This is a genomic window from Streptomyces sp. NPDC048479 (assembly GCF_040651435.1).
Taxonomy (GTDB): Bacteria; Actinomycetota; Actinomycetes; order Streptomycetales; family Streptomycetaceae; genus Streptomyces.
In genome coordinates this window covers 13,480-37,170 of record NZ_JBEZKA010000006.1, presented here as the reverse complement: position 1 = coordinate 37,170, position 23,691 = coordinate 13,480, and the positions used below count along the sequence as shown (strand labels likewise).

Sequence of the window (23,691 nt, the reverse complement as noted above, 5' to 3'; positions counted from 1 at the left end):
TCGCACGCTTTCCGGATCCTGAAAGTTTCTTCCGGCGGCATCCATTGCCGCAGCTCGGCCAGTATTTCGCAGGCGTAGACCAACGGCAGCACTCTGCCCCCCTTCCACTGCGCGGTTCTACGTGCGTAGCTTCATAAATGGCATGTCCACACCATATTCCGCCACGACATGTCGATTCATCGTCAGATCCCCCCCACCGAGGTCTTCGGAGGCACGCCATGCCCGTGCACAGATCCGGAAGGACCGGCCGCTCACGCCTCGCGACAGCCGCCGGCACTCTCCTCGCAGTTCTCACCCTCCTCATCACACTCCCCGTAGCGGCCGGCGCCACGGACACTCCCCCGCGCGGTTCGGCCCACCTGGGTACGGGCGTCGTCGCCCACGACGGTCAGGGCGGCGCCCCGCGCGACAACCGCGCCGACCGGACCGAAGGTGTGGACGTCTCCAGCCACCAGGGCAACGTCGACTGGGCGGCGCTGTGGAACAGCGGTGTGAAGTGGGCCTACGTGAAGGCCACCGAGGGCACGTACTACAAGAACCCGTACTTCGCGCAGCAGTACGGCGGCTCGTACAACATCGGCATGATCCGCGGCGCGTACCACTTCGCCACCCCCGACACCGCGACCGGCACCGCACAGGCCGACTACTTCGTGAACAACGGCGGCGGCTGGTCCCGCGACGGCAAGACCCTCCCCGGCGCGCTGGACATCGAGTGGAACCCGTACGGCGCCGCCTGCTTCGGCAAGACCCAGTCCGGCATGGTCACCTGGATCCGCGACTTCCTGAACCGCTATCGGGCACGCACCGGGCGCGACGCGGTCATCTACACCGCCACCAGCTGGTGGACCCAGTGCACGGGCAACTACAGCGGCTTCGGTGCGACCAACCCGCTGTGGATCGCGCGCTACAACACCACACCGGGCACGCTCCCGGCCGGCTGGATCTACCAAACGATGTGGCAGTACACCTCGTCAGGACCGATCGTCGGCGACCACAACAGGTTCAACGGCGCGTACGACCGCGTCGTGGCGCTGGCCAACGGCTGAGCAGAGCCAATAGGGCCCGCCTCGCGCCCCTCTGGTCACGACCAGTGCGCGGGGCGGGTCAGCCCGGGCGGGAGCCGCGTCGCCGCGTCGCCTTTCGCCGCGTTGAGCTGCGGCTGGGTGAGAAAGAAGCTCCCCGTCAGATCCGCACCCGCGAGATCCGCGTCCCTCAGGTCGGCCCCGATGAGATCGGCCAGTCGCAGATCGGCACCCGTGAGATCGGCGGCGATGAGATACGCGCCCCGCAGACTGGCGCCCCTGAGGTCCGCGCCCCGCAGCCTCGCTCCCATCAGGTCGGCACCCCTGCGGTCCTTCTTCTTGCGTCCGGCCTGACCGACTTCGGCCCGGACCAGCTCGCTCGTGCGGAGCAGCAGCACATTGACGTCCTGCCGGTGCGCCGCCACATCCAGCTTCCCGAGGGCATCGGGACCGAGCTCGGTGAGGCGTTCGGTCTCGCCGAGCAGCCGGCGGATCTCGCCGTGCAGCGAGCGGGCCGGCCGCAGCGTCAGCGCCTCGGTCAGATACCGGAGCAGCTCATGGAGCTGCCGTACGACCGGGAACACCGCGAACATCTCCTGCGCGGTCTCCGGTGCCTGCCGCCAGTCCTTGCCGCCGAAGGTGACCTGGGAGACCTTCTGTCCGGCGCCGAAACAGTCGTACACGGTGCAGCCGGAGAAGCCGCTCTGCCGCAGCCGGGTGTGGATGCCGCAGCGGAAGTCCGTCCGCAGATTGCGGCACGGCGTTCCGGCGTCCTTGTTGACCGCGAAATCGGCCGACGCGGTGAAGGGCAGCGCGACACAGCACAGCCCGAAGCAGCTCTCGCAGTCGGCCTGCAGGGCGCGGTCCTCACTCTGTCCGGGCACGGTGTCCATGGAACCATTCTGAAGGACCCCCGGCGCACGGGCGCCGGGGGTCCGTCTCTCACGGAGAGACCATCACAGAACCGTCAGCCGCACAGACCCGCCGGCCGGTCGCGGATGACCAGATCGGTCCAGCCCGTGGTGCCGTCGATCCAGACCACCTGCCGGCCGGAGACCGCGGCCGGCGAGATCTGCTCGCCACGGTTGCAGGAGACCCGCTCCCGGCGCGAGCCGTCCGTGGTCAGCTGCCACAGCTTCGGCAGTGACTCATTGCGGAGCGCCGTGCCCGGCAGCGCGCCGTTCACGGTGACCGCGTCCTCGGAGGACGTGAGGTCGGAGGAGATCAGCGCGCCCGGCTTGCGCTCGGGGCTGATGTCCACCGTGCCGGTGCCGTCCAGGTCCGAGCGGCGGACCGACATCTGGCCCTCGTCGGCAAGGTTCTCGTCCACGAGCGAGAAGACGTACGACGAGTTGATACCGGTCTGGCCGAGTACCTCCGGCTCACCGAGCTGCTCGGTGAGCGTGGCTTTGCCGGTCTTCAGGTCGTAGACCTCGACGCCGAGCTTGTATCCCGCGCTGGTCGGATAGAGCTTGGCGTACGCGAGCTTCCCGTTCTTGATCGAGGGAAGGGCGGTGAGGATCTCGAAGCCGCCGCCGTCCACGGTGGTGGGCTGACGGTCACCGGGGCGCAGATACTGGACGTGCCGCTCGAAGAACCCGAGTGTCTCGAAGACGACCACGCCGTTCTCGACCCGCAGACCGCTGATGTCGCTGGACGACGTGTACAGCTTCTTGATCGGGCCGCCCGCGATCGGACGGGAGAGGATGTCGAGGCTGGTCGCGCCGTACGCCGCCCACACGACCGTCTTTCCGTCGGTCGCCGGATAGACGTGGTAGCGGCCGTCGTTGGGGCTCATCAGCTTCGGCGCGCCCTTGCCGTCCGTACGGCCGGCATAGACGGAGTACGGCTCCGAGCCGTCGTCGTTCGACTGTGAGACGGTCCACCAGCCGCCGCCCGCCTGGGCTCCGGTGCCGGCGGTGTTCACCTTGCCGAGCAGCTGGTCGGAGTCGACACCGAGCGCGTCCTCCCAGCCCGGCACGATGCCGTGGGCGTTGAAGGAGCGCTTCGCGGCGTTGAGCTGCTGCGCGCTGGCGCCGAGGTCCTTGGCCGCGGCGAGCACGGCGTTGCGCCCGTCGGTGAAGCCGTCGAGCGGCGTCATGTACTCGGACAGCGCCTTGTAGACGATCCGGTCGGCGAGCTCCCCGCCCACGTCCTGGCGCAGGTCCCACAGCGCGCCGGAGAAGATGGTGGAGTTGAGGTGCACGCCGCCGTTGTCGGTGCCGAAGGTGATGCCGAGGAAGTTCTTCGAGGTGCTCGCGCCGTCGTTGAGGTTGCGGAAGGCGCAGGCGCGCGGCTTCGCCGTACGGCAGAGGTCCTCGCCGATCAGGCCGGAGTCCGGGTCGTCCATGGAGATACCGGAAGCGGCGGTGTCGATGGCGTTGCCGAAGTAGTCGGCGAGCGCCTCGTTCATCGCTCCCGACTGGCCTGCGTAGACCAGGTTGGCGGTGTTCTCGACGACACCGTGGGTCATCTCGTGGCCCACCACGTCGAGGTCGGCGGAGAGCGGCTTGTACTCGTCGTCCCCGCTGCCGTAGACCATCTTCTGGCCGTCCCAGAAGGCGTTGACGTACGGCGAGCCGAACTCGGTCACACCGACCAGGGAGTTGATCGTCATGCCGCGGCCGTCGAGGCTGTCGCGGGCGTGATTGTTCCGGTAGTAGTCGTAGACCTTGCCCGCCGCCCAGTGCGCGTCGACCGCGCCCGACTCGGTGGCCCCCTTGCCGAAGTCCGCCGCCGGGTCGGCGAATTCCTTCAGCCCGCCGGGCCAGACGCCCGACACCTCGGAGACGTCGCGGCCGCGCGCGTCCCAGGTGGTGAGGGTGTTCTTGGTGGTGGCCGTCATACGCGACGAGTCGATCATCACGTACTGCTTGGCGGTGGTGTCGAGTTGGACGTCGAGGCCGACCTTGGCGCCGTCCAGCTTGACGCCGGTGCCCTTGACGCCGGCGGCCGGGTCGGCGTCGGCAGCCGCCGCTCCTGCCTTCGGAGCGGCCTCGGCGGCCGCGGAGGACGCCGCCGCCTTCGGCGCGGTGAGGGTCTTGATGCCGCTGAACTGGAGCACCGGGAAGCCGGCGGCGGCGTCGATGTAGACCTGCTGCAGCACCGGTTCGCCGGTGGAGGGGTTCGTGCCGCGTACGGTCACGTGGTACGCGAGCACACCTTCGCCGCGCGGGATCACCACGAGGCCGCCCGCGGTGCCGCTGAGTGCGGCCGCCTTCGCGGACTTGGCCCCCTTGCGGTGTACGGCGTCGGCCTTGCTCAGCGTCTTGCCGCCGAGGCGGGCGGCGGTGGCCGAGACCGCGCGGCGTACCGCCGTGTCCTCGCTGACGCTCGCCCTGGTGCCGGTCTTCAGGCCGGTGAAGTACTTGCCGGAGGTGCCGGTGACGACGCGCTTGCCGCCCTTGGACTCCATCCGTACGACGTACTCTCCGCCGAACACCGGGATGCCGTGGTGCTTCTGCTGAAGCCGTACGGTCTCTTCCGCGCCGTGCTTGACGGTCTGCAGCGGCGTGAGATCGCGCCGGGCGTCGGCGATCCTGTAGCGGCTCTCCTTGGCGGCGAGATGGCCGCGGGCCGCGTCGGCCGGGCTCGCCTTGGCGTCGGCTGCCTCCCGGATGCCGTCGACGAGCGACGGAGTGGCGGTTCGGGCGCCCGGAAGAACGTCGCCGGGCGGTGCGGCGGCCGGCGGGGTTACCGCCTGGGCCGGTATCGCGGTGAGCAGCAATCCTGCCGCTCCGAGCAGTGCGGCGAGACCGGTCCCCCTGGTAATGCCCGGTCTCTGCGTGCGTGAACTGGGCTTGCGCACAGTACGTACCCCTCCCACGTGCTGGTCAGCCGTAAAGGTGGTCATGGCCATGCAACCGGTGGGACGCCGACCGAACAATGTGGTCGGCAGGTTGACAAGTGGACACGCACACTTGTGTGGCCCGTGAAGACAGAGTGAGAATCCGACGCATGAGCGAGGGGGAACTGCACACCCTCGGCCTGGGTAAGGCCGAAGAACGCACCTACGAGGCACTGCTCAAGGAACGGGCCGCCGGGGCGGAGGAGTTGGCGCGCCTGCTGGGGCTGCCACGCGAGCGTCTTGACCGGGCGCTCGGCCATCTCGTCGAGCACGGCATCGCGCTGCCCGCCGACGGGGGCGGACTGCCGCATCCCGCCGCGCCGGCCGCGGCCATCCGTACCCTCATCCACCGCCGTCAGGCCGAACTCCACTTACGTTCGGCCGAGTTGGAGCGATTACGGATGAGCGCGGACCAGCTCGCCGGCCGGCTGATGTCCGGCTCGCCCAGCGCCCCCGAGGGCGGTATCGAGGTGGTGACGGGCCCCAAGGAGATCGGCGAACGGGCGGAGTATCTGCTGGCGTCGGCGGAGCGCGAGGTCGCGATCCTCGACCGTCCGCCGTATGTGAAGGGCCCCCGCGGGGACGCCAACTCCCACACCGCGTGCCTGGACATCGAGGCCCTCCTGGACCGCGGGGTGGAGGTGCGGACCGTCCTGGACCGGGACGGGCTCGGCTACCCGGGCCGGATGCGCTCGCTGACCGGCCTTGTCGAGCAGGGACTGCGGGCACGCGTCGCGACAGCGGTCCCCACCAAACTGATCGCCGTGGACCGCCGGATCACACTGCTCCCACCGACCGACGCCGCCGACCCGACGGCCTCGGCCCTGGTGATCGGCGACGCTCTGCTCGGCAACGCACTGGTGCCGCTCTTCGAGACGGTGTGGGAGCGGGCCACCCCGCTCGGCGGCTCCGCCAGCAGCTGCGGCTCGCTGCCCACGGCGCAGAAGGAACTCCTCGGACTGCTCGCCGCCGGGCTCAAGGACGAGGCGATCGCACGCCGTCTCGGCGTCCATGTCCACACGGCGCGCCGAAGGATCAGCCGCCTGCTGGAGACGCTGGGCGCGGAGACCCGCTTTCAGGCGGGAGCGCAGGCGACCTTGCGAGGGTGGCTGGACTGACAGCCGTAAACAGGCAAGATGGCCGGATGAAGTGGATCGCTCGCCCGATGAGGCTGCTGAGGTGGCCCGCAATAGCCCTGCTCGCCGCCGCTACGGCGTGCGGCGGGCCGGTCTCCGCCGATACGGGCAGCAAGCCCGCCGAGCTGCCGGACCCGCCCGAGCCGCAGTCCTCCGCGACTCCGTTCGCGGGTCTGTCGTCCGCCGGGGTGCTGCTCGACAAGGACGGCGAACACTTCTGTTCCGCGAGCGTCGTGGACAGCCCCAAGGGCAATGTCATCGCCACCGCCGCGCACTGTGTCTTCGAGTACGGCAGCTACCTGGAGAACTTCAGCTTCGCGCCGAGCTTCACCGGGGCGGGTGCGGGCAAGGCGCCGTACGGGCGGTGGAAAGTCCGCGCCATCCAGGTGGACGACCGCTGGCGCAAGGTCACCGACGACTCCGACGCCGTGGACTATGCCTTCCTGACCGTGGAGCCGGATGCCAAGGGCCGCAACGTCCAGGAGGTCGTGGGCGGCACCCCCGTCGACTGGGCCTCTGCCGCGACCCGCCGGGTCACGGTCGTCGGCTACCCCAACCCGGACCACAATCCGGCCAGCAAGCCCATCTCCTGCACCACCGACACCCAGCAGGATCCGGCGCTCGCCGGGTCCGTACGCATGGACTGCTCAGGCTTCTGGGACGGCACGAGCGGCGGCCCCTGGCTCGCCGACTACCGGGATCCCAAGCATCCGGGCCATCTGATCGGGGTGACCAGCGGCGGCGACACGGACAGCGTCACCACCGCGGTCCGCTTCAACGCCAATGCCCGCAAGCTGTACGAGAAGGCTGCGAAGGGGTAGCCCGCGGCGTCGGGCGGACAGCGCTCGGGCCCGGGCGGGGGACGCTGCGCTCGGGCCCGGCAGGCGGACAGCGCTCGGGCCCGGTGGTGTGGCACACCACCGGGCCCTGCCGTCGGACCGTCAGGCCGCGGCCGCCACCCGCACCTCGGCCGGAGACAGCGCGATCTCCAGGACCTGGCGGACATCCGTCACCGGATGCACCTCGAGCCTGTCCAGGATCTCGGCCGGGACATCGTCCAGGTCCGCCTCGTTCCGCTTGGGGATGACAACGGTCGTGATACCGGCTCGGTGCGCGGCAAGGAGCTTCTGCTTCAGACCGCCGATCGGCAGCACCCGTCCGGTCAGCGACACCTCTCCGGTCATCGCCACATCCGTACGCACCTGGCGTCCGGAGAGCAGCGACGCGAGCGCCGTCGTCATCGTGATGCCCGCGCTCGGGCCGTCCTTGGGCACCGCGCCCGCCGGGAAGTGGATATGCGCGCCCCGGTCCTTCAGATCGGCCACCGGAAGCTCCAGTTCCGCGCCGTGCGAGCGCAGGAAGCTCAGTGCGATCTGCGCGGACTCCTTCATCACGTCGCCGAGCTGGCCGGTGAGGGTCAGTCCCGCCGCGCCCGTCTCCGGGTCGGCCAGCGATGCCTCGACGAACAGGACGTCGCCGCCCGCGCCGGTGACCGCGAGGCCGGTGGCCACACCGGGCACGGCCGTACGGCGCTCGGACGGGTCCTGAGCGGACTCGGGCACATGGTGCGGCCGTCCGATCAGACCGCGCAGCTGCTCGGCGCCGATCGTGAACGGCAGCTCCTGCTCGCCCAGTTCGTGCCGGGAAGCCACCTTGCGCAGCAGCCGGGCCACCGAACGCTCCAGGTTTCGCACGCCCGCTTCCCGGGTGTACTCGCCAGCGAGCTTGCGCAGCGCCGAGTCGTCCAGGGTCACCTCGCCGGGCTCCAGTCCCGCCCGCTCCAGCTGGCGCGGCAGCAGGTGGTCCCTCGCGATGACGACCTTCTCGTCCTCGGTGTAGCCGTCGAGCCTGACCAGCTCCATCCGGTCGAGCAGCGCCTCCGGGATGGCTTCCAGGACGTTCGCCGTGGCGAGGAACACCACGTCGGACAGGTCGAGTTCGACCTCCAGGTAGTGGTCGCGGAAGGTGTGGTTCTGCGCCGGGTCCAGGACTTCGAGCAGCGCCGCGGCCGGGTCGCCGCGGAAGTCGGAGCCGACCTTGTCGATCTCGTCGAGCAGGACGACCGGGTTCATCGAGCCGGCCTCCTTGATGGCGCGGACGACACGACCGGGCAGCGCGCCGACGTACGTACGCCGGTGGCCGCGGATCTCCGCCTCGTCCCGTACACCGCCGAGCGCGACCCGGACGAACTTCCGGCCCATCGCATGCGCCACGGACTCGCCGAGTGAGGTCTTGCCGACGCCTGGCGGGCCGACGAGCGCGAGCACCGCGCCCCCGCGCCGCCCGCCGACCACGCCGAGCCCCCGGTCGGCGCGCCGCTTGCGCACCGCCAGGTATTCGGTGATCCGCTCCTTCACGTCCTGCAGGCCCGCGTGCTCGGCGTCCAGGATCGCCTTGGCGCCCTGGATGTTGTGCTCGGCAGTGTCATCGGTTCGCTCGTTCCAGGGCAGCTCCAGCACGGTGTCGAGCCATGTGCGGATCCAGGAGCCCTCGGGGCTCTGGTCACTGGACCGCTCCAGCTTCTCGACCTCCTTGAGGGCGGCTTCCCGCACCTTCTCGGGGAGGTCGGCGGCCTCGACGCGGGTGCGGTAGTCGTCGGACTCGTCCGCGGCGTCGGTGGTCCCGCCGTTGAGCTCGCGCAGCTCCTTGCGTACGGCTTCGAGCTGACGGCGCAGCAGGAATTCACGCTGCTGCTTGTCGACGCCCTCCTGGACGTCCTTGGCGATCGACTCGGCGACGTCCTGCTCGGCGAGGTGTTCGCGCAACTGATCGGTGGCGAGCTTGAGGCGGGCCACCGGGTCGGCGGTCTCGAGCAGTTCGATCTTCTGAGTGGTGGTGAGGAACGGCGAGTAGCCGGAGTTGTCGGCGAGCTGCGAGACATCCTCGATCTGCTGGACCCGGTCCACGACCTGCCATGCGCCGCGCTTCTTCAGCCAGTTGGTGGCGAGCGCCTTGTACTCCTTGACGAGCTCGGCGACCGAGCCCGGCAGGGGGTCGGGCGCGCTCTCGTCGATCTGGGCGCCCTCGACCCAGAGCGCGGCGCCGGGTCCCGTGGTGCCCGCGCCGATCTTCACGCGGCCGCGGCCGCGGATGAGCGCGCCGGGGTCGCCGTCGGAGAGCCTGCCCACCTGCTCGACGGTCCCGAGCACACCGGTCCCGGCGTACGAGCCGTCGACCCGCGGAACAAGCAGCACCTTCGGCTTGCTTTCACCGCTGGAGCGGGCGGCAGCCTGGGCGGCCTCCACCGCGGCGCGCACCTCGGTGTCGGACAGGTCGAGCGGCACCACCATTCCGGGCAGCACGACCTCGTCGTCGAGCGGCAGCACGGGCAGGGTGAGCGGTGTGGACGTCGAAGACATGATCTCCCCTATGGCAGTCAAGTTGAGCTTTATGGACTCAATGCACGGTGCCCTGGAGATGTTCCCCCGGACCTGTTCGCTGTCAGCGATCAGCTCTCGCGAGGCGCGGCTCCTCGCGATGTAATAGCCAATCGTCAAGTGTGTCTATTACGAATTCAGCTGCCCGAGGAGTACGGATGACGTTCGAGTCCACTGCCGAGACCGTCCGGGCCTGGGTACACGGCTGGGTCGCCTCGCGCGGTGCGGCGGATCCCGTCGCCGAACCCTGGGGGTTCAGCGTCGACGTGGGCCAGGTAAAGCACGCCACGCGCCATGTGCTGACCGCCGACGACGAGGCGACCGTCCGCAAGATCGCCGACGCGGTCGCGGCCCCAAGCGTCTGGCTCAAGGTGTTCGCCGACCCCGAGTCCGTCCTCTCCTGGGCCGGGGCGGGCTGGAAGGTCGGCGAACCCGGCTGGCTGATGTGGGCCGAGCTCCGGAGTACCGGGACCGCCGTGCCCGACGGCTACACCCTCAAGACCTGGTCCCGCGGCGGCGTCACCCGGGTCCTGGTGGTCGCCGCGGACGGCTCGTTCGCCGCCCGCGGCCAGATCGCACCGACCGGCGCCACCGCCGTCGCCGACCAGGTGGAGACCTCGCCGGCACACCGGCGCAAGGGGCTCGGCAGCCTGGTGATGCGTACGCTCCACAACGCCGCGGTCGAGCAGGGCGCGGGCATCGGAGTGCTGGGCGCGACGCCGGAGGGGCGGGCACTGTACGAGTCGCTGGGCTGGCGGACGCAGGCCCCGCTGGTCAGCCTCTACTACGACCCGACCGGCTGACCCGTATGCCCGACCGGCCGACCCCATGCGCCCGACCGGTACGCGCGACCGGCTGCCCCGTACGCCCGACCCGTACGCGCGACCGGCTGCCCCGTACGCCTGACCGGTCGGGGCTCCGGAGGCGATACTGCGGACACGTACTGGTGCGGTACGGACGACAGGTGGGCACATGCGACTGATCACACGGGCTCGGCGCGGTACGGCGGGTGTGCTGCTGGCCGCCGCCCTGACGGCAGGGTGCGCGGGAGGCGGCGGCGCCGGGTCGCCGGGCCCGGCGGAATCAGCGAGCGCCTCGCCCGCACCGTCGCCCTCGGCGACCCCCGCTCCGGCGCGGCCGCTGGTCGGGATGACGGTCACCGGCGGCATCGCCGGCGTACATGACACGCTGGCGGTCCGGGACGACGGCACGTACACCACATCCTCGAGGACCGGACCCGCCCGGACCGGCCGGATGACACCCGCCGAGCTGACCGAACTGCGCACGGCGCTGGAGAAGGCGGATTTCGCCCGCCTGCCCCGCAAGGCCACAGGCAGCCCGATCGCGGACGGATTCACCTACCGGCTCACGTACGCCGGTCACACCGTCACCACCGACGACACGACACGGCCGCCGGCCCTGCGGGCGGTGTTCGCCGCACTCCCACAGGACTGAGACCGGTCCCCCGGGGCGGTCAGCTGCGCTCGACGATCCGGAGCGTGTTGCCGTCCGGATCGCGGAAGAGGAACATCGCCGGCACTCCGCCGCCCCAGCGCAGCACCTCGGGGCCGGCGTCCACACCTGCGGCCAGCAGGGCCGCGTGGTCGGCGTCCGCGTTCTCGGTCGTGAGGCGGATGCCCGTCTCGACGCCCGCGGGCAGGTCATCGGTCGCGGCGACGAGTGCGAGCGAGGTCTCCGCCCCGGAGGGCGCGACCTCGATCCAGCGCTCGCCCGCTCCGAAGGGCGTGTCGACGCGCTTCTCGAAGCACAGCGTGCCGACATAGAACTCAAGGGCCCGGTCCTGGTCCGTGACCGGGATCGACACCGTACGCACCTGGGTGACGCGAGTACTTGCGTGGTTGCTGCTCACTTCGGTCTCCTGTTCGCCGGTTTACCCATCAGGACGGTCGGCGCCGGAGAAACTCATCGGCCGTGGAGCACGGGCTCTTGCCGCCGCGCCGACCAGCGGCCCACCGCGGGCCAGCAGGCGATTCCGGCCAGCAGGGCCAGCGGATGGCCCCAGTTGGTGAGCGGATCCTCGAGGGCAAGCAGGTCCTGCACGAGGATCAGGGACACACAGCCGAGGAGCGTGCCGCGAGCCACCGGGCGGAGCAGCCCGGCCAGGGCGCCGATGCTCGCCATCAGACCGAAGCTGATGCCGTAGTCGAGGCGGTGCAGGGAACTGACGGGCAGATGTCCGGTCACCACCGAGACCGCGACCGGTATCTCGGTGGCCAGCGTCGCCGCGACATGGCCGACCAGGAAGACTCCGGCGGCGCGCCAGCCGCCTATGCGGCGTTCCAGCGCGGTGAGCGTGAAGAGGAACGCGATCGCGTACGGGCCCAGCAGACCGCCCGCGACCCACAGCGCGCTGGCGCCGAGAACGAGCAGGGGGGTGTCCACCAAGTGGGCGACATCGGTACTGGAGCCACGGAGCAGCGAGGAGACGGTCGCGGGGTCTCCGTACTGCGCGAAGAGCGACGTGGTGAGCAGTACGAGGACGTAGCAGAAGGTGAACGGCGTCCCGGTCGGCGTGGGCAGCAACTGGAGCGCCTGCCGCCACAGGGGCAGCCGCAGGCACGGGACGGGCCTGGGTGCGGACGGGAGGGCAGGCGTCGCGACCCGCGTCGGCGCCGTGGGCTGGGCCGGGATGCCGCCCAGCAGCTCCTGGCCCTTGACCGGATCGCGCGTCGTCAGCTGTTCCACGCGTGCGGCCCCTCTCGTCAAGCCCCGAACAAACCCCCACCCAACGCGATCACCATCACCCTCGTCTATGACCTGCGCCACACGAGGCAACCTTGATCCCGCCTCGAGCGTCGCGCGCACGTCAGGTCTTGCCGAGCGGGCTGTGATCCCGCTGTGGCCCGGCTGTGAATCGGCGGTGAACCCCACCGGCCCGGAAAGCATTTGTCCCTCTCGCCCCATGGCGCCACTATGGCCACCGCAACGCGTCCGACCGCTCCCCCGGCCCCCCGCGGGGAGACCCATTGCCCGGAGGTCACCGCCATGCCGCTCCATACCGACGGCCCCGTCACCCTGGACCGGCGCGAGGGGCCGTACGGGGAGGTCGTGCTGCGGCAGCGTGGCGAGCATCACGAGATCATCGCCAACGGGTGCTTCCTGATGGACACCTCCGACGGCCGCTCCGAGCGTCTGCTCGTCGACGCGGCCCTCGAGGCGCTCGCCGGCCACCCCGCACCGTCGGTGCTCATCGGCGGTCTCGGCGTCGGCTTCTCGCTGGCCCGGGCCGCGGAAAACCACCGCTGGCGCCGTATCGCCGTCGTCGAGCGCGAGCAGGCGATCATCGACTGGCACCGCACGGGTCCCCTCGCCGCGATCTCCCGCGACGCCCTCGCCGATCCCCGCAGCGTGATCCTTCACACGGACCTCGTCACGTATCTCCGCACCACTACGGACCGCTACGACGCCCTCTGTCTCGACATCGACAACGGACCCGACTGGACGGTCACCGACGACAACGAGAACCTCTACTCACCGTCCGGACTCGCCGCCTGCCAGGGCCGGTTGGAGCCGGGCGGAATCCTCGCCGTGTGGTCCGCGCAGCCCTCCTCCGCATTTGAGGATGCGTTGCGGAATGCCGGATTCACCGGGGTTACTACCGAAGAGATCCGGGTTGCCCGAGGAGTCCCCGACGTGGTCCACCTCGCTGTTCGCCCTGCGTAGCCGGGATGCCGTAACTGCCCTTACGCTGCTCACCTACACACGGCATCTACTTCGGCATCCACATCAGCATGCAGCTCGCGAGAACGCGTACAGGGGCGGGGCGATGGAGCAGACACACACCACGCACAACGGCGTCGCGGCCACGCCCGGCGCCCAGCGCCGGGTGCTGGTCGTCGAGGACGACGCGACGATCGTCGACGCCATCGCCGCCCGTCTACGGGCAGAGGGCTTTCTGGTGCAGACGGCCGTGGACGGCCCGGCAGCCGTCGACGCCGCCGAGGCCTGGCAGCCCGATCTGATGGTTCTCGATGTGATGCTGCCGGGCTTCGACGGCCTCGAGGTCTGCCGCCGGGTCCAGGCGACGCGACCCGTCCCCGTGCTGATGCTCACAGCGCGCGACGACGAGACGGACATGCTGGTCGGCCTCGGTGTCGGCGCGGACGACTACATGACCAAGCCGTTCTCGATGCGGGAGCTCGCGGCCAGGGTGCATGTGCTGCTGCGCCGGGTGGAGCGCGCCGCGCTCGCCGCCGTGACGCCGCGCAGCGGGATCCTCCGCCTCGGCGAGCTGGAGATCGACCACGCCCAGCGCCGGGTCCGGGTGCGCGGCGAGGACGTACATCTCACACCCACCGAGTTCGATCTGCTGGTCTGCCTGGCGAACACGCCGCGCGCGGTCCTCTCCCGCGAGCAGCTGCTCGCGGAGGTGTGGGACTGGGCGGACGCCTCGGGCACCCGGACCGTCGACAGCCACATCAAGGCCCTGCGCCGCAAGATCGGCGCCGAGCGGATCCGTACCGTCCACGGAGTCGGCTACGCGCTGGAGACGCCGGCACCATGAGACGGCGGCCATGAGACGGCGGCGGCCCTGGAACGGGCTGCGCACCTGGCGGAGCCGGCTGCGCTCCGTTTCCATCTCGATCAAGACCAAGCTCGGGACGCTCGTCGTCGTCTCGGTCTTCATCACCACCGGTCTGCTCGTGGTCGCTCTGCGCACCGAGACCGAGCTCCGTTTCATCACGGTGTTCTCGGTGATAGCGACCCTCCTGATCACCCAGTTCGTGGCGCACAGCCTGACCGCGCCGCTGGATGAGATGAACACCGTCGCCAAGGGCATTTCGCACGGCGACTACACCCGCCGGGTGCGCGGTGCCGACCGCCGTGACGAGCTCGGCGACCTGGCCTCCACCATCAACCGCATGGCCGACGATCTGGAGGCCGTGGACCAGCACCGCAAGGAGCTGGTCGCGAACGTCTCGCACGAGCTGCGCACGCCGATCGCCGCGCTGCGCGCCGTGCTCGAGAACGTCGTGGACGGGGTGTCCGCCGCCGACCCGGAGACGATGCGCACCGCGCTCAAGCAGATCGAGCGCCTGGGCCGCCTGGTGGAGACGCTCCTCGATCTGTCCCGGCTCGACAACGGCGTGGTCACGCTGCGGGCCCGCCGCTTCGAGGTCTGGCCGTACCTCTCCGGTGTGCTGAAGGAGGCCAATCTGGCCGCCGCCCAGCGCGGTCTGACCTCCGGGTCGGGCAACCACACGCGTACGGACGTACATCTGCACCTGGATGTGTCGCCGCCCGAGCTGACCGCGCACGCGGACGCCGAGCGACTGCACCAGGTGGTGGCCAATCTGATCGACAACGCCGTCAAGCACTCCCCGCCGCACGGCCGCGTGACAGTACGGGCCAGGCGCGGCCCGCAGCCGGAGTCCCTCGACCTGGAAGTGCTCGACGAGGGCCCCGGTATCCCGGAGCCGGAGCGCCACCGGGTCTTCGAGCGCTTCAACCGCGGCAGCGTCACCTCACCGCACGGACCCGGCAGCGACGGCGGTACGGGCCTCGGCCTGGCGATCGCGCGCTGGGCGGTCGATCTGCACGGCGGGCGCATCGGGGTGGCCGAATCCTCCCGGGGATGCCGGATCCAGGTCACCCTTCCGGGCCTTCGGGCGGCACGCGGTTGACGTAGGGTTCGAACCGGAAGCACGCATTCTGCGTGTACGGAGTGAGGGCGCGGCCAATAGCGGGCCAGTACGTCGTCAGGGGTGCGAGCCGACGGGTCGCAGCCACGGTGTCGCCTACCCGCGGCGAAGCGGAACCGCGCTTGTTTCCCGCCATTCACAGCCCCGAAACCCGCCGTCGGGTGTGACTTCCGCGACGATGGCCCGCCCCGCCTGCACCTCTCGGCCAGGGAGGCGTAGCCTTTATTTCCGCTGTCCATCACCTTGTGAAGCGGAAGAGGGCGGTTACCGCCGTGTCGTCTCAGTCCCCCAGTAACGCGAGCATCTCGACCGATCAAGGCGGGCAGGGTAAGAACCCTGCCGCCGCGTTCGGCCCCAATGAGTGGCTCGTCGACGAGATCTACCAGCAGTACCTCCAGGACCCCAATTCGGTCGACCGTGCCTGGTGGGACTTCTTCGCCGACTACAAGCCGGGTACGTCCGGCACGGCGGACAAGCCCGAGGGTGCCGCAGCCGCGGGGGCTGCGGTGACCACTCCGCAGGCCGCGCCATCGGCCGCCCCGGCCGCGAAGCCGGCAACCCCGGCCCCGGCACCGGCCGCTCCGGCCCCTGCCGCAGCCGCGCCCGCCGCCCCGGCGAAGCCCGCGCCCGCCGCCCCGGCGAAGCCCGCGGCCGCCGCTCCGGCGCCCGCGAAGCCCGCCCCGGCCGCCGCCAAGCCGGCCGAGGCCGCCGCTGCCCCGGCCACCGAGGCCCCGGCCGGCCCCGAGTACGTGACGCTGCGCGGCCCGTCCGCCGCGGTCGCCAAGAACATGAACGCCTCGCTGGAGGTGCCCACGGCCACGTCCGTGCGCGCCGTCCCGGTGAAGCTGCTGTTCGACAACCGCATCGTCATCAACAACCACCTCAAGCGCGCCCGGGGCGGGAAGGTCTCCTTCACCCACCTCATCGGGTACGCGATGGTGCAGGCCATCAAGGCCATGCCGTCGATGAACTGGTCCTTCGCCGAGAAGGACGGCAAGCCGACCCTGGTCAAGCCGGAGCACGTCAACTTCGGCCTGGCCATCGACCTGGTGAAGCCGAACGGCGACCGCCAGCTGGTCGTCGCGGGCATCAAGAAGGCCGAGACCCTGAACTTCTTCGAGTTCTGGCAGGCCTACGAGGACATCGTCCGCCGCGCCCGCAACAACAAGCTGACGATGGACGACTTCACCGGCGTCACCGTCTCGCTGACCAACCCCGGCGGCCTCGGCACCGTGCACTCCGTGCCGCGTCTGATGCCCGGGCAGTCGGTCATCATGGGCGTCGGTTCGATGGACTACCCGGCCGAGTTCCAGGGCACCTCGCAGGACACCCTGAACAAGCTGGGCGTCGCGAAGGTGATGACCCTCACCTCGACGTACGACCACCGTGTCATCCAGGGCGCCGCGTCGGGCGAGTTCCTCCGTATCGTCGCGAACCTGCTGCTCGGCGAGAACGGCTTCTACGACGAGATCTTCGAGGCGCTGCGCATCCCCTACGAGCCGGTCCGCTGGCTCAAGGACATCGACGCCTCGCACGACGACGACGTCACCAAGGCGGCGCGCGTCTTCGAGCTGATCCACTCCTACCGGGTCCGCGGCCATGTCATGGCCGACACCGACCCGCTGGAGTACCGCCAGCGCAAGCACCCCGACCTGGACATCACCGAGCACGGCCTCACGCTGTGGGACCTGGAGCGCGAGTTCGCCGTCGGCGGCTTCGCCGGCAAGTCCCTGATGAAGCTGCGTGATGTGCTGGGCGTGCTGCGCGACTCGTACTGCCGCACCACCGGTATCGAGTTCATGCACATCCAGGACCCGAAGCAGCGCAAGTGGATCCAGGACCGGGTCGAGCGCTCGCACACCAAGCCGGAGCGCGAGGAGCAGCTGCGGATCCTGCGCCGCCTCAACGCCGCCGAGGCCTTCGAGACCTTCCTGCAGACCAAGTACGTCGGTCAGAAGCGGTTCTCGCTGGAGGGCGGCGAGTCCGTCATCCCGCTGCTCGACGCGGTCATCGACTCGGCCGCCGAGTCGCGCCTGGACGAGGTCGTCATCGGCATGGCCCACCGCGGCCGGCTGAACGTCCTCGCGAACATCGTCGGCAAGTCGTACGCGCAGATCTTCCGGGAGTTCGAGGGCAACCTCGACCCGAAGTCGATGCACGGCTCCGGCGACGTGAAGTACCACCTGGGCGCCAACGGCACCTTCACCGGTCTGGACGGCGAGCAGATCAAGGTCTCGCTGGTCGCCAACCCCTCCCACCTCGAGGCCGTCGACCCGGTCCTCGAGGGTGTCGCCCGCGCCAAGCAGGACGTCATCAACAAGGGCGGTACGGACTTCACGGTCCTGCCCGTCGCCCTGCACGGTGACGCGGCCTTCGCCGGTCAGGGTGTCGTCGCCGAGACGCTGAACATGTCTCAGCTGCGCGGCTACCGCACCGGCGGCACGGTCCACATCGTCATCAACAACCAGGTCGGCTTCACCGCCGCCCCGGAATCCTCGCGTTCGTCGATGTACGCGACCGATGTGGCCCGCATGATCGAGGCGCCGATCTTCCATGTGAACGGCGACGACCCGGAGGCCGTGGTCCGCGTGGCGCGGCTCGCCTTCGAGTTCCGCCAGACGTTCAACAAGGACGTCGTGATCGACCTCATCTGCTACCGCCGCCGCGGTCACAACGAGGGCGACAACCCGCAGTTCACCAACCCGCAGATGTACAACCTGATCGACAAGAAGCGCTCGGTGCGCAAGCTCTACACCGAATCGCTGATCGGTCGCGGCGACATCACGCTGGAAGAGGCGGAGCAGGCGCTCCAGGACTTCCAGGGCCAGCTGGAGAAGGTCTTCGCGGAGGTCCGCGAGGCCACCAGCCAACCGGCCCCGACGCAGGTCCCGGACGCCCAGGCCGAGTTCCCGGTGGCCGTCACCACCGCGGTCTCCCAGGAGGTCGTGAAGCGGATCGCCGAGTCCCAGGTCAACATCCCCGAGCGGGTCAAGGTCCACCCCCGTCTGATGCCGCAGATGCAGCGCCGTGCGGCCTCGGTGGACGACGGCACGATCGACTGGGGCATGGGCGAGACGCTCGCCATCGGCTCGCTGCTGATGGAGGGCACCCCGGTCCGGCTGTCCGGCCAGGACACCCGCCGTGGCACCTTCGGCCAGCGCCACGCGGTGCTGGTGGACCAGGAGACCGGCGAGGACTACACCCCGCTGCTGTACCTCTCCGAGGACCAGGCCCGTTACAACGTCTACGACTCGCTGCTGAGCGAGTACGCGGCGATGGGCTTCGAGTACGGCTACTCGCTGGCCCGCCCGGACGCGCTCGTCATGTGGGAGGCGCAGTTCGGTGACTTCGTCAACGGCGCGCAGACCGTCGTGGACGAGTTCATCTCCTCGGCCGAGCAGAAGTGGGGCCAGACCTCCGGCGTCACGCTGCTGCTGCCGCACGGCTACGAGGGCCAGGGCCCGGACCACTCGTCCGCCCGTCCTGAGCGCTTCCTGCAGATGTGCGCGCAGAACAACATGACGGTCGCGATGCCGACCCTGCCGTCGAACTACTTCCACCTGCTGCGCTGGCAGGTCCACAACCCGCACCACAAGCCGCTGATCGTCTTCACGCCGAAGTCGATGCTGCGTCTGAAGGCCGCGGCGTCGAAGGCGGAGGAGTTCATCAACGGCGGCTTCCGCCCGGTGATCGGCGACGACTCGGTCGACCCGAACGCGGTCCGCAAGGTCGTCTTCTGCACCGGCAAGGTCTACTACGACCTGGACGCCGAGCGGGTCAAGCGCGGCAACACGGACACCGCGATCATCCGCCTCGAGCGCCTGTACCCGCTGCCGGGTGCCGAGCTCCAGGCGGAGATCGCCAAGTTCCCGAACGCCGAGAAGTACCTGTGGGCGCAGGAGGAGCCGGCGAACCAGGGTGCGTGGCCGTTCATCGCGCTCAACCTGATCGACCACCTGGACCTGGCAGTCGGCGCGGACATCCCGCACGGCGAGCGCCTGCGCCGTATCTCGCGCGCGCACGGCTCGTCCCCGGCGGTCGGTTCGGCCAAGCGTCACCAGGCGGAGCAGCAGCAGCTGGTCAACGAGGTCTTCGAGGCCTGACCGGTTGGTTGTACGTCACGGAGGGCCCGGCCCCGCGCGCTGAACGCGGGGCCGGGCCCTCCGGCGTGTACGAGAAGTACGAGAAGGCGGTCTGTTCCGGTCCTTCGACGCGACCTGAACCGGGCCTGTCGTGCTCAGGTGCCCCCGGCGCCGAGTCTGGCCAGCTCTTGCCGTACGAGGCTCGCCGCCTCCAGGTCCGCCGCGTCCGCGGCGACCAGCATGCGGAGCACCGCCCGGTGTTCCTCCAGGGCGCGCTCGGGACCCGCGGTGCGTTCCAGGCGGGTGGCCCTCATCCACTGGGCGGTGACGGCCCGTTCGGTGAGGTCGCCGGTCCTCGGTTCGGCGGCGGCGCGGCGGAAGTAGGCGGCGGCGTCACTGAGCCTGGGGGGCGAGTCGGTGCGCTGGGCGAGGAGTGAGGATGCCAGCGCCCGGTACCACCAGGCATAGGCGGCCAGTTCGGGGTCGTCCGCGCCGCGGGCCGTCGCGCCCAGGGCCCAGTCCGCCTCGTGCAGGTCGGCGACCGCTTCCTCGGCACGGAAGCGTTCGATGTACGCATGGCCCAGCAGGGCCCTGCGGCGCGGCAGTTCCGGATCGCCGCCGGGCGTCTCGTCGATCGCGCCGCGCAGTGCCCGTACGGCCGCGTGCACATCGACGGCCGAGTCCTTGTCCACACCCCGCTCGGTCAGCTGCCTGCCGAGCGCGGTGAGGGTCACGGCGCGGCGGGGATCGCCGGGAGGCAGCAGCGGCAGCGCCGAGGTCCAGGCGGCGATCGCCGAGTCGCGGTGCACCCAGCCGCCGGTGGACGCGTACCGCTGGTCCAGCACGCGGGCCATCCGCAGCAGGCAGTCGGCCTCGGCCTCCTCGTCCTTGCCCACGTGCCGGCGCGCCTGGTCCAGGGCCTGGAGAATACGCAGCCTGTCGTCGTCGTCGAGGTCCTCGTGGGCGAACTCGATGGCGTCGGCGTAGTCCAGCCAGGCGCGGCAGAGTTCCGTCTGCGGGACGGCGTCCCAGTCGAGTCCGTCGATGCCGGCGTGCAGATCGTTGTCGGCCCGGTCGGCGAAGGCGCGGGCGGCGACGCGGTCCGCCTCGTCGGCCTCCCTGGCGACCGGGCCCTCGCCCCGGTGGTGGCGGGCCAGTTCGAGCAGCAGTCCGCCCCTGATGAGCAGCGCGGACTCCCGGTGTTCGTCCTCCCAGTGTTCGTCGGCCCGGTGTTCGTCGGCCAGCAGCAGATGGACGACGGAGAGCGCGGTCTGCAGTGTGCCGGTGAACCAGTCCTCGGGCCGGCCGGGGCCGCGCAGCGCGTACGGCGCGCCGGTCACCGCAAGGCGCCGCAGCACCCTGATCCTGGCCACCGCAGCGGTCTGCCGGAGCAGCCGCGCGCCCTCCGACCGTGGAGTGCTGTCGGTCAGCTCGGCGAGGCTGGTGTCCGCGGTCGCCAGCAGGACCGACGCCACCAGGCCCGGGTCATGGGCTTCCGCGGCCGTCTGTACCCGCACCCACTCGGGCATCAGCCGGGAGCTGAGCCGGCCCGCCTCCACCTCGTCCGCCATCGCCTCCAGCACCTGTGCCAGCGTCAGATGCGCCTGCGGCTGTCCGGTGATCGCGTTCTGGGCGGCGTCGAGCGCCTCGCGCAGGTCCTCCGGGAGCGGGCGCACCAGCCAGCGCCGCAGCAGGGCCTCGGCCAGCTCCCCGTACAGCACGGCCCGTTCGGTGGCGCGCCGTTCGGCCTGGGTGGCGGAGCCGAGCAGCTGGATCGCCGCGTCCAGGTCGCGTACGGTCCCGTACTCGCCGAAATGCGCCATACAGGCGCGCGCCTGTGCCACCAGTGCGGCCGGTCCCCCGCCCGGCGGGCCGCCCGGTGGTGCGGTCGGCTCGGCCGCGCCGAGCCGCCGCAGCACCTGCGCCGACACCCGCGCGAAAGCCGAAAGACCGCGGCTGTCCGGACTGCTGAGGACCGCGGGCCTCGGGTCCACCGAGCCCGCGAGGAAGGCCGCGGCCATGGCCGGGAAGTTCCGAACCGTACGCCCGTAGCGCGTCTCGACGTACTCGGAGCAGTGCTTGAGCACCAACGCCGCGCTGCTCGCGCCCAGTTGGCCGAGCAGCTCTTCGCGTACGCCGGTCAGGAAGGTGTACTCGGGGCCGCCCTCGTCCTCGGCCGGGCCGTCGTCGTCACGCCGCAGCATTCCGCTGAGCAGCACCTCCGCCAGTACATCGGGACTGCTGCGGACCAGCATCGCGCGCTGGACGAGCTGCATCACCGGAAGGACGAGCGGCACCGCCGACAGATAGACGGCGAGCTGTGCGGCGGCCGGCGACGCGGTTCTGCGGAAGGCCCGCACCCGCTCGCCCGCATCGATGTCCTGTGCCGCACGGGCCCGGCCCGCGGCCGCCTCGTGACGGCTTCTGACCAGGCCCGCCGCGGCGTTCAGCGACTGGCCGGTGGCGCCGGCCACCAGCCGCGTCCAGGCCTCGAAGGAGGAGCGGCGCAGGGCGAGCACAGGCACCGGAATGCCCCGTTCGGCCCCGCCGTACGGCGCATTGAACTCCAGCCGCCCAGCGGGTCCTTCGCGCCGCCGCAGCAGTCCGGGCCGCGCGGGCAGATGGGTACGCCGCCACATGTGCTGCGGCAGCGGCTGCACCACGGCGACCGGCGCGGTCGACGCCCAGATGTGCAGCAGCCGCTGCATCCGGCCGCTGCGCCACATGGGGCCCGCGCAGTCGCTGAGCACCAGGGTCAGCTGCCGGCCTGTGGGGTCACCGAGCTGGGCCGGGGTGTGCTCGTCCTCACGCAGATGGTGGACGGCGACCTCGCGGAAGGCCCCGGCGCGTTCGCAGATCTGCCGCAGCTCGTCGAGTGCCTTGTTCCACACGACATTCGACGAGGAGACGTCCATGACGAGGGCAAGGCGCGCCTCACGCCGCCGTACCGCGGCGAGCACCGGCACCACCAGTCCGGTGTCGGCGGCCCGGTCGGCCGTCGCGACCTCGTCGAGCTCGCGGCGGACCAGGCGCATGGGCGGCCGGTAGCGCTGCAGTGGCCGCAGGGCACGCTGCAGCGCGAGTGTGTCGGGGAGCACGGCGGCGGCCGGTACGGGAACCCTCCGCAGACTTCCGTCCGGTACGCCGCCGGCCGCGCCCTCCGACTGTGCGGGCCCGAACAGGTCGACACGGGTGCGTGGCACCGGGCCCGGCTTGAACGACAAGGGCGCGGACGTCTCCTTGACGTCCACGGGAGCAGGGTTCACGGGCTGCGGCCCCACGGGCCCGGCGGGCGCGACGCCGGGCCGGCGGGAGGCGGCCGCCGGTACGAAGCGGGCCAGCCACAGGGCGTCGGCCAACTCCTCGGCGGTCGGCTTCAGTTCGGCCTCGCGCAGCCGCGTGACCAGCGCGGTCAGCGCGCCGGGCGGCGGCAGGGCGGCGGGGGCCGGGACGGCGGCGTCCACAGCGTCACCGCTGCCTGGTCTCGAGAGGACGTATCAGCAGCTCGGCAATCTCCTCGCGGCGTCCCGGCTCCTCACGTACCGCATGCTGCGTGAGGAAGATCGCGTTCAGCAGCTGGTCGGTGGGACGCAGTTCGCCGTCGCCGTCCTCCCGGGTGAACTGGCTGATCAGATCGAGGTTCCGCTCGTCGGACCCGGCCCCGAAGTGCGCCTGGACCATGGCGGCCAGCCGCTCGTCGCGGGGCGGGTCGAGATGCAGATGGATGCAGCGGCGCAGCAGCGGGGCCGGGAAGTCGCGCTCGCCATTGCTGGTCATCACCACGAAGGGGAAGGCGTGACAGCGCACCCGGCCGTCCCGCACCGGCACCCGGCGGCCGTCGTCGGTGAGCACCCGCACCTCGTCCTGACCGGGCCGGTCGGCCATCCGCTCCAGCTCCGGGAGCGCGAACTCCCCTTCCTCCACCACATTGAGCAGATCGTTCGGCAGGTCGATATCGCTCTTGTCGAGCTCGTCGATGAGCAGCACGCGCGGCCGCTCGGCGGGCAGCAGCGCGGTGCCCAGCGGCCCGAGCCTGATGTACCGGCCGATGTCGTCGGCCTGGCGCTCGGCGAGCTGGGCGTCCTGGAGCCGGCCGATCGCGTCGTAGGTGTACAGCCCGTCCTTCAGCTCGGTGCGGCTGACGATGGGCCACTGGAGCACCCGGCCGAGGCCGAGTTCGTATGCGACGGAGTGCGCGAGCGTCGACTTGCCGGAGCCCGGCTCACCGGTGACGAGGAGCGGCCGCCTCAAGTACAGGGCGGCATTGATCAGTTCGAGGGCTTCGGCGTCCTGGGCGGGCGGGGCCTCGACACGCGCGCCGAGCCGCCGGGTCGATGAGCTGTCGATCGGCGGCGCCGGGTCGGGCAGCGGCTCTCCGGAGAAGGCGCGCCAGGGCGGCGGCGGCGGAAGGCGCCGGATCCGGTCGGGATCCGGTGCGCCGACGCCACGGTAGATCAGCCAGTCGTCCATCGCTCGCTCCTCGTCGGCGGTCGGTGGGACCCGTGGCGGACCACGTCCGTCACGTATCCACCACCCTGCCGTCCCATTGCTCGTTCCATTGCTC

At 70.7% G+C, this 23,691-nt stretch carries 16 protein-coding genes; 9 read left to right on the top strand and 7 right to left on the bottom strand.

Going from position 1 to position 23,691, the window contains the following annotated elements:
• Positions 1 to 218: 218 nt before the first annotated feature.
• Positions 219 to 1,046, top strand: a complete 828-nt coding sequence (locus tag AB0D12_RS11530; protein WP_362679821.1) for a lysozyme — start codon at positions 219 to 221, stop codon at positions 1,044 to 1,046.
• 35 nt (positions 1,047 to 1,081) lie between these two features.
• Here the strand turns inward: AB0D12_RS11530 and AB0D12_RS11525 are convergent, their stop codons facing one another.
• Entirely contained in the window at positions 1,082 to 1,915 is an 834-nt protein-coding gene (locus AB0D12_RS11525; RefSeq protein ID WP_362679818.1) for a pentapeptide repeat-containing protein, read from the bottom strand.
• 74 nt (positions 1,916 to 1,989) lie between these two features.
• Entirely contained in the window at positions 1,990 to 4,830 is a 2,841-nt protein-coding gene (locus AB0D12_RS11520) for a M4 family metallopeptidase (protein ID WP_362679815.1), read from the bottom strand.
• Between the two features lie 149 nt (positions 4,831 to 4,979).
• Here AB0D12_RS11520 and AB0D12_RS11515 point away from each other — a divergent pair, with 149 nt between their 5' ends.
• Both AB0D12_RS11515 and AB0D12_RS11510 read left to right on the top strand, forming a co-directional pair.
• Positions 4,980 to 5,987, top strand: a complete 1,008-nt coding sequence (locus AB0D12_RS11515; RefSeq protein ID WP_362679812.1) for a helix-turn-helix domain-containing protein — start codon at positions 4,980 to 4,982, stop codon at positions 5,985 to 5,987.
• A 26-nt stretch (positions 5,988 to 6,013) separates the two neighbouring features.
• Positions 6,014 to 6,826 (top strand): trypsin-like serine protease, encoded by an 813-nt coding sequence (locus AB0D12_RS11510; RefSeq protein WP_362679809.1) that lies wholly within the window; start codon positions 6,014 to 6,016, stop codon positions 6,824 to 6,826.
• A 120-nt stretch (positions 6,827 to 6,946) separates the two neighbouring features.
• Here AB0D12_RS11510 and lon read toward each other — a convergent pair whose 3' ends face one another.
• Complete coding sequence (lon, locus tag AB0D12_RS11505) at positions 6,947 to 9,364, bottom strand: endopeptidase La (RefSeq protein ID WP_362679806.1); 2,418 nt, start codon at positions 9,362 to 9,364, stop codon at positions 6,947 to 6,949.
• Positions 9,365 to 9,540: 176 nt separating this feature from the next.
• On the opposite strand from lon, the gene AB0D12_RS11500 reads away from it, so the two are divergent.
• Positions 9,541 to 10,185: a GNAT family N-acetyltransferase gene (locus AB0D12_RS11500; RefSeq protein ID WP_362679803.1), complete on the top strand. Its 645-nt coding sequence runs from the start codon at positions 9,541 to 9,543 to the stop codon at positions 10,183 to 10,185.
• A gap of 169 nt (positions 10,186 to 10,354) precedes the next feature.
• On the top strand, positions 10,355 to 10,837 hold the full coding sequence (locus AB0D12_RS11495) for a protealysin inhibitor emfourin (RefSeq protein ID WP_362679800.1): 483 nt from the start codon (positions 10,355 to 10,357) through the stop codon (positions 10,835 to 10,837).
• A 19-nt stretch (positions 10,838 to 10,856) separates the two neighbouring features.
• On the opposite strand, the gene AB0D12_RS11490 is transcribed toward AB0D12_RS11495, so the two are convergent.
• Together AB0D12_RS11490 and AB0D12_RS11485 are read right to left on the bottom strand one after the other, a co-directional pair.
• Entirely contained in the window at positions 10,857 to 11,252 is a 396-nt protein-coding gene (locus tag AB0D12_RS11490; protein ID WP_362679797.1) for a VOC family protein, read from the bottom strand.
• A 53-nt stretch (positions 11,253 to 11,305) separates the two neighbouring features.
• Entirely contained in the window at positions 11,306 to 12,088 is a 783-nt protein-coding gene (locus tag AB0D12_RS11485) for a rhomboid-like protein (RefSeq protein WP_362679794.1), read from the bottom strand.
• Positions 12,089 to 12,388: 300 nt separating this feature from the next.
• Here AB0D12_RS11485 and AB0D12_RS11480 point away from each other — a divergent pair, with 300 nt between their 5' ends.
• From AB0D12_RS11480 to AB0D12_RS11465, 4 genes are all read left to right on the top strand, one after another.
• Complete coding sequence (locus tag AB0D12_RS11480; protein WP_362679791.1) at positions 12,389 to 13,066, top strand: spermidine synthase; 678 nt, start codon at positions 12,389 to 12,391, stop codon at positions 13,064 to 13,066.
• 103 nt (positions 13,067 to 13,169) lie between these two features.
• The gene (locus AB0D12_RS11475) at positions 13,170 to 13,907 is read left to right on the top strand and encodes a response regulator transcription factor (RefSeq protein WP_327326033.1); all 738 of its coding nucleotides are present in this window, start codon (positions 13,170 to 13,172) and stop codon (positions 13,905 to 13,907) included.
• A gap of 10 nt (positions 13,908 to 13,917) precedes the next feature.
• Complete coding sequence (locus AB0D12_RS11470; protein WP_362679788.1) at positions 13,918 to 15,027, top strand: HAMP domain-containing sensor histidine kinase; 1,110 nt, start codon at positions 13,918 to 13,920, stop codon at positions 15,025 to 15,027.
• A gap of 290 nt (positions 15,028 to 15,317) precedes the next feature.
• On the top strand, positions 15,318 to 19,148 hold the full coding sequence (locus AB0D12_RS11465) for a multifunctional oxoglutarate decarboxylase/oxoglutarate dehydrogenase thiamine pyrophosphate-binding subunit/dihydrolipoyllysine-residue succinyltransferase subunit (protein ID WP_362679785.1): 3,831 nt from the start codon (positions 15,318 to 15,320) through the stop codon (positions 19,146 to 19,148).
• A gap of 134 nt (positions 19,149 to 19,282) precedes the next feature.
• On the opposite strand, the gene AB0D12_RS11460 is transcribed toward AB0D12_RS11465, so the two are convergent.
• Together AB0D12_RS11460 and AB0D12_RS11455 are read right to left on the bottom strand one after the other, a co-directional pair.
• A complete protein-coding gene (locus tag AB0D12_RS11460) occupies positions 19,283 to 22,591 on the bottom strand; it encodes an SAV_2336 N-terminal domain-related protein (RefSeq protein ID WP_362679782.1) in 3,309 nt (1,102 codons plus the stop codon).
• 4 nt (positions 22,592 to 22,595) lie between these two features.
• A complete protein-coding gene (locus AB0D12_RS11455; RefSeq protein ID WP_362679779.1) occupies positions 22,596 to 23,597 on the bottom strand; it encodes a MoxR family ATPase in 1,002 nt (333 codons plus the stop codon).
• Positions 23,598 to 23,691 lie beyond the last annotated feature (94 nt).

What these genes read in the sequence shown, in the direction of transcription:
- AB0D12_RS11530 (WP_362679821.1), top strand. Translation starts at nt 219, where the DNA reads ATGCCCGTGCACAGATCCGGAAGGACCGGCCGCTCACGCCTCGCGACA.
- AB0D12_RS11525 (WP_362679818.1), bottom strand. Translation starts at nt 1,915, where the DNA reads ATGGACACCGTGCCCGGACAGAGTGAGGACCGCGCCCTGCAGGCCGAC.
- AB0D12_RS11515 (WP_362679812.1), top strand. Translation starts at nt 4,980, where the DNA reads ATGAGCGAGGGGGAACTGCACACCCTCGGCCTGGGTAAGGCCGAAGAA.
- AB0D12_RS11510 (WP_362679809.1), top strand. Translation starts at nt 6,014, where the DNA reads ATGAAGTGGATCGCTCGCCCGATGAGGCTGCTGAGGTGGCCCGCAATA.
- lon (WP_362679806.1), bottom strand. Translation starts at nt 9,364, where the DNA reads ATGTCTTCGACGTCCACACCGCTCACCCTGCCCGTGCTGCCGCTCGAC.
- AB0D12_RS11500 (WP_362679803.1), top strand. Translation starts at nt 9,541, where the DNA reads ATGACGTTCGAGTCCACTGCCGAGACCGTCCGGGCCTGGGTACACGGC.
- AB0D12_RS11495 (WP_362679800.1), top strand. Translation starts at nt 10,355, where the DNA reads ATGCGACTGATCACACGGGCTCGGCGCGGTACGGCGGGTGTGCTGCTG.
- AB0D12_RS11480 (WP_362679791.1), top strand. Translation starts at nt 12,389, where the DNA reads ATGCCGCTCCATACCGACGGCCCCGTCACCCTGGACCGGCGCGAGGGG.
- AB0D12_RS11475 (WP_327326033.1), top strand. Translation starts at nt 13,170, where the DNA reads ATGGAGCAGACACACACCACGCACAACGGCGTCGCGGCCACGCCCGGC.
- AB0D12_RS11470 (WP_362679788.1), top strand. Translation starts at nt 13,918, where the DNA reads ATGAGACGGCGGCGGCCCTGGAACGGGCTGCGCACCTGGCGGAGCCGG.
- AB0D12_RS11455 (WP_362679779.1), bottom strand. Translation starts at nt 23,597, where the DNA reads ATGGACGACTGGCTGATCTACCGTGGCGTCGGCGCACCGGATCCCGAC.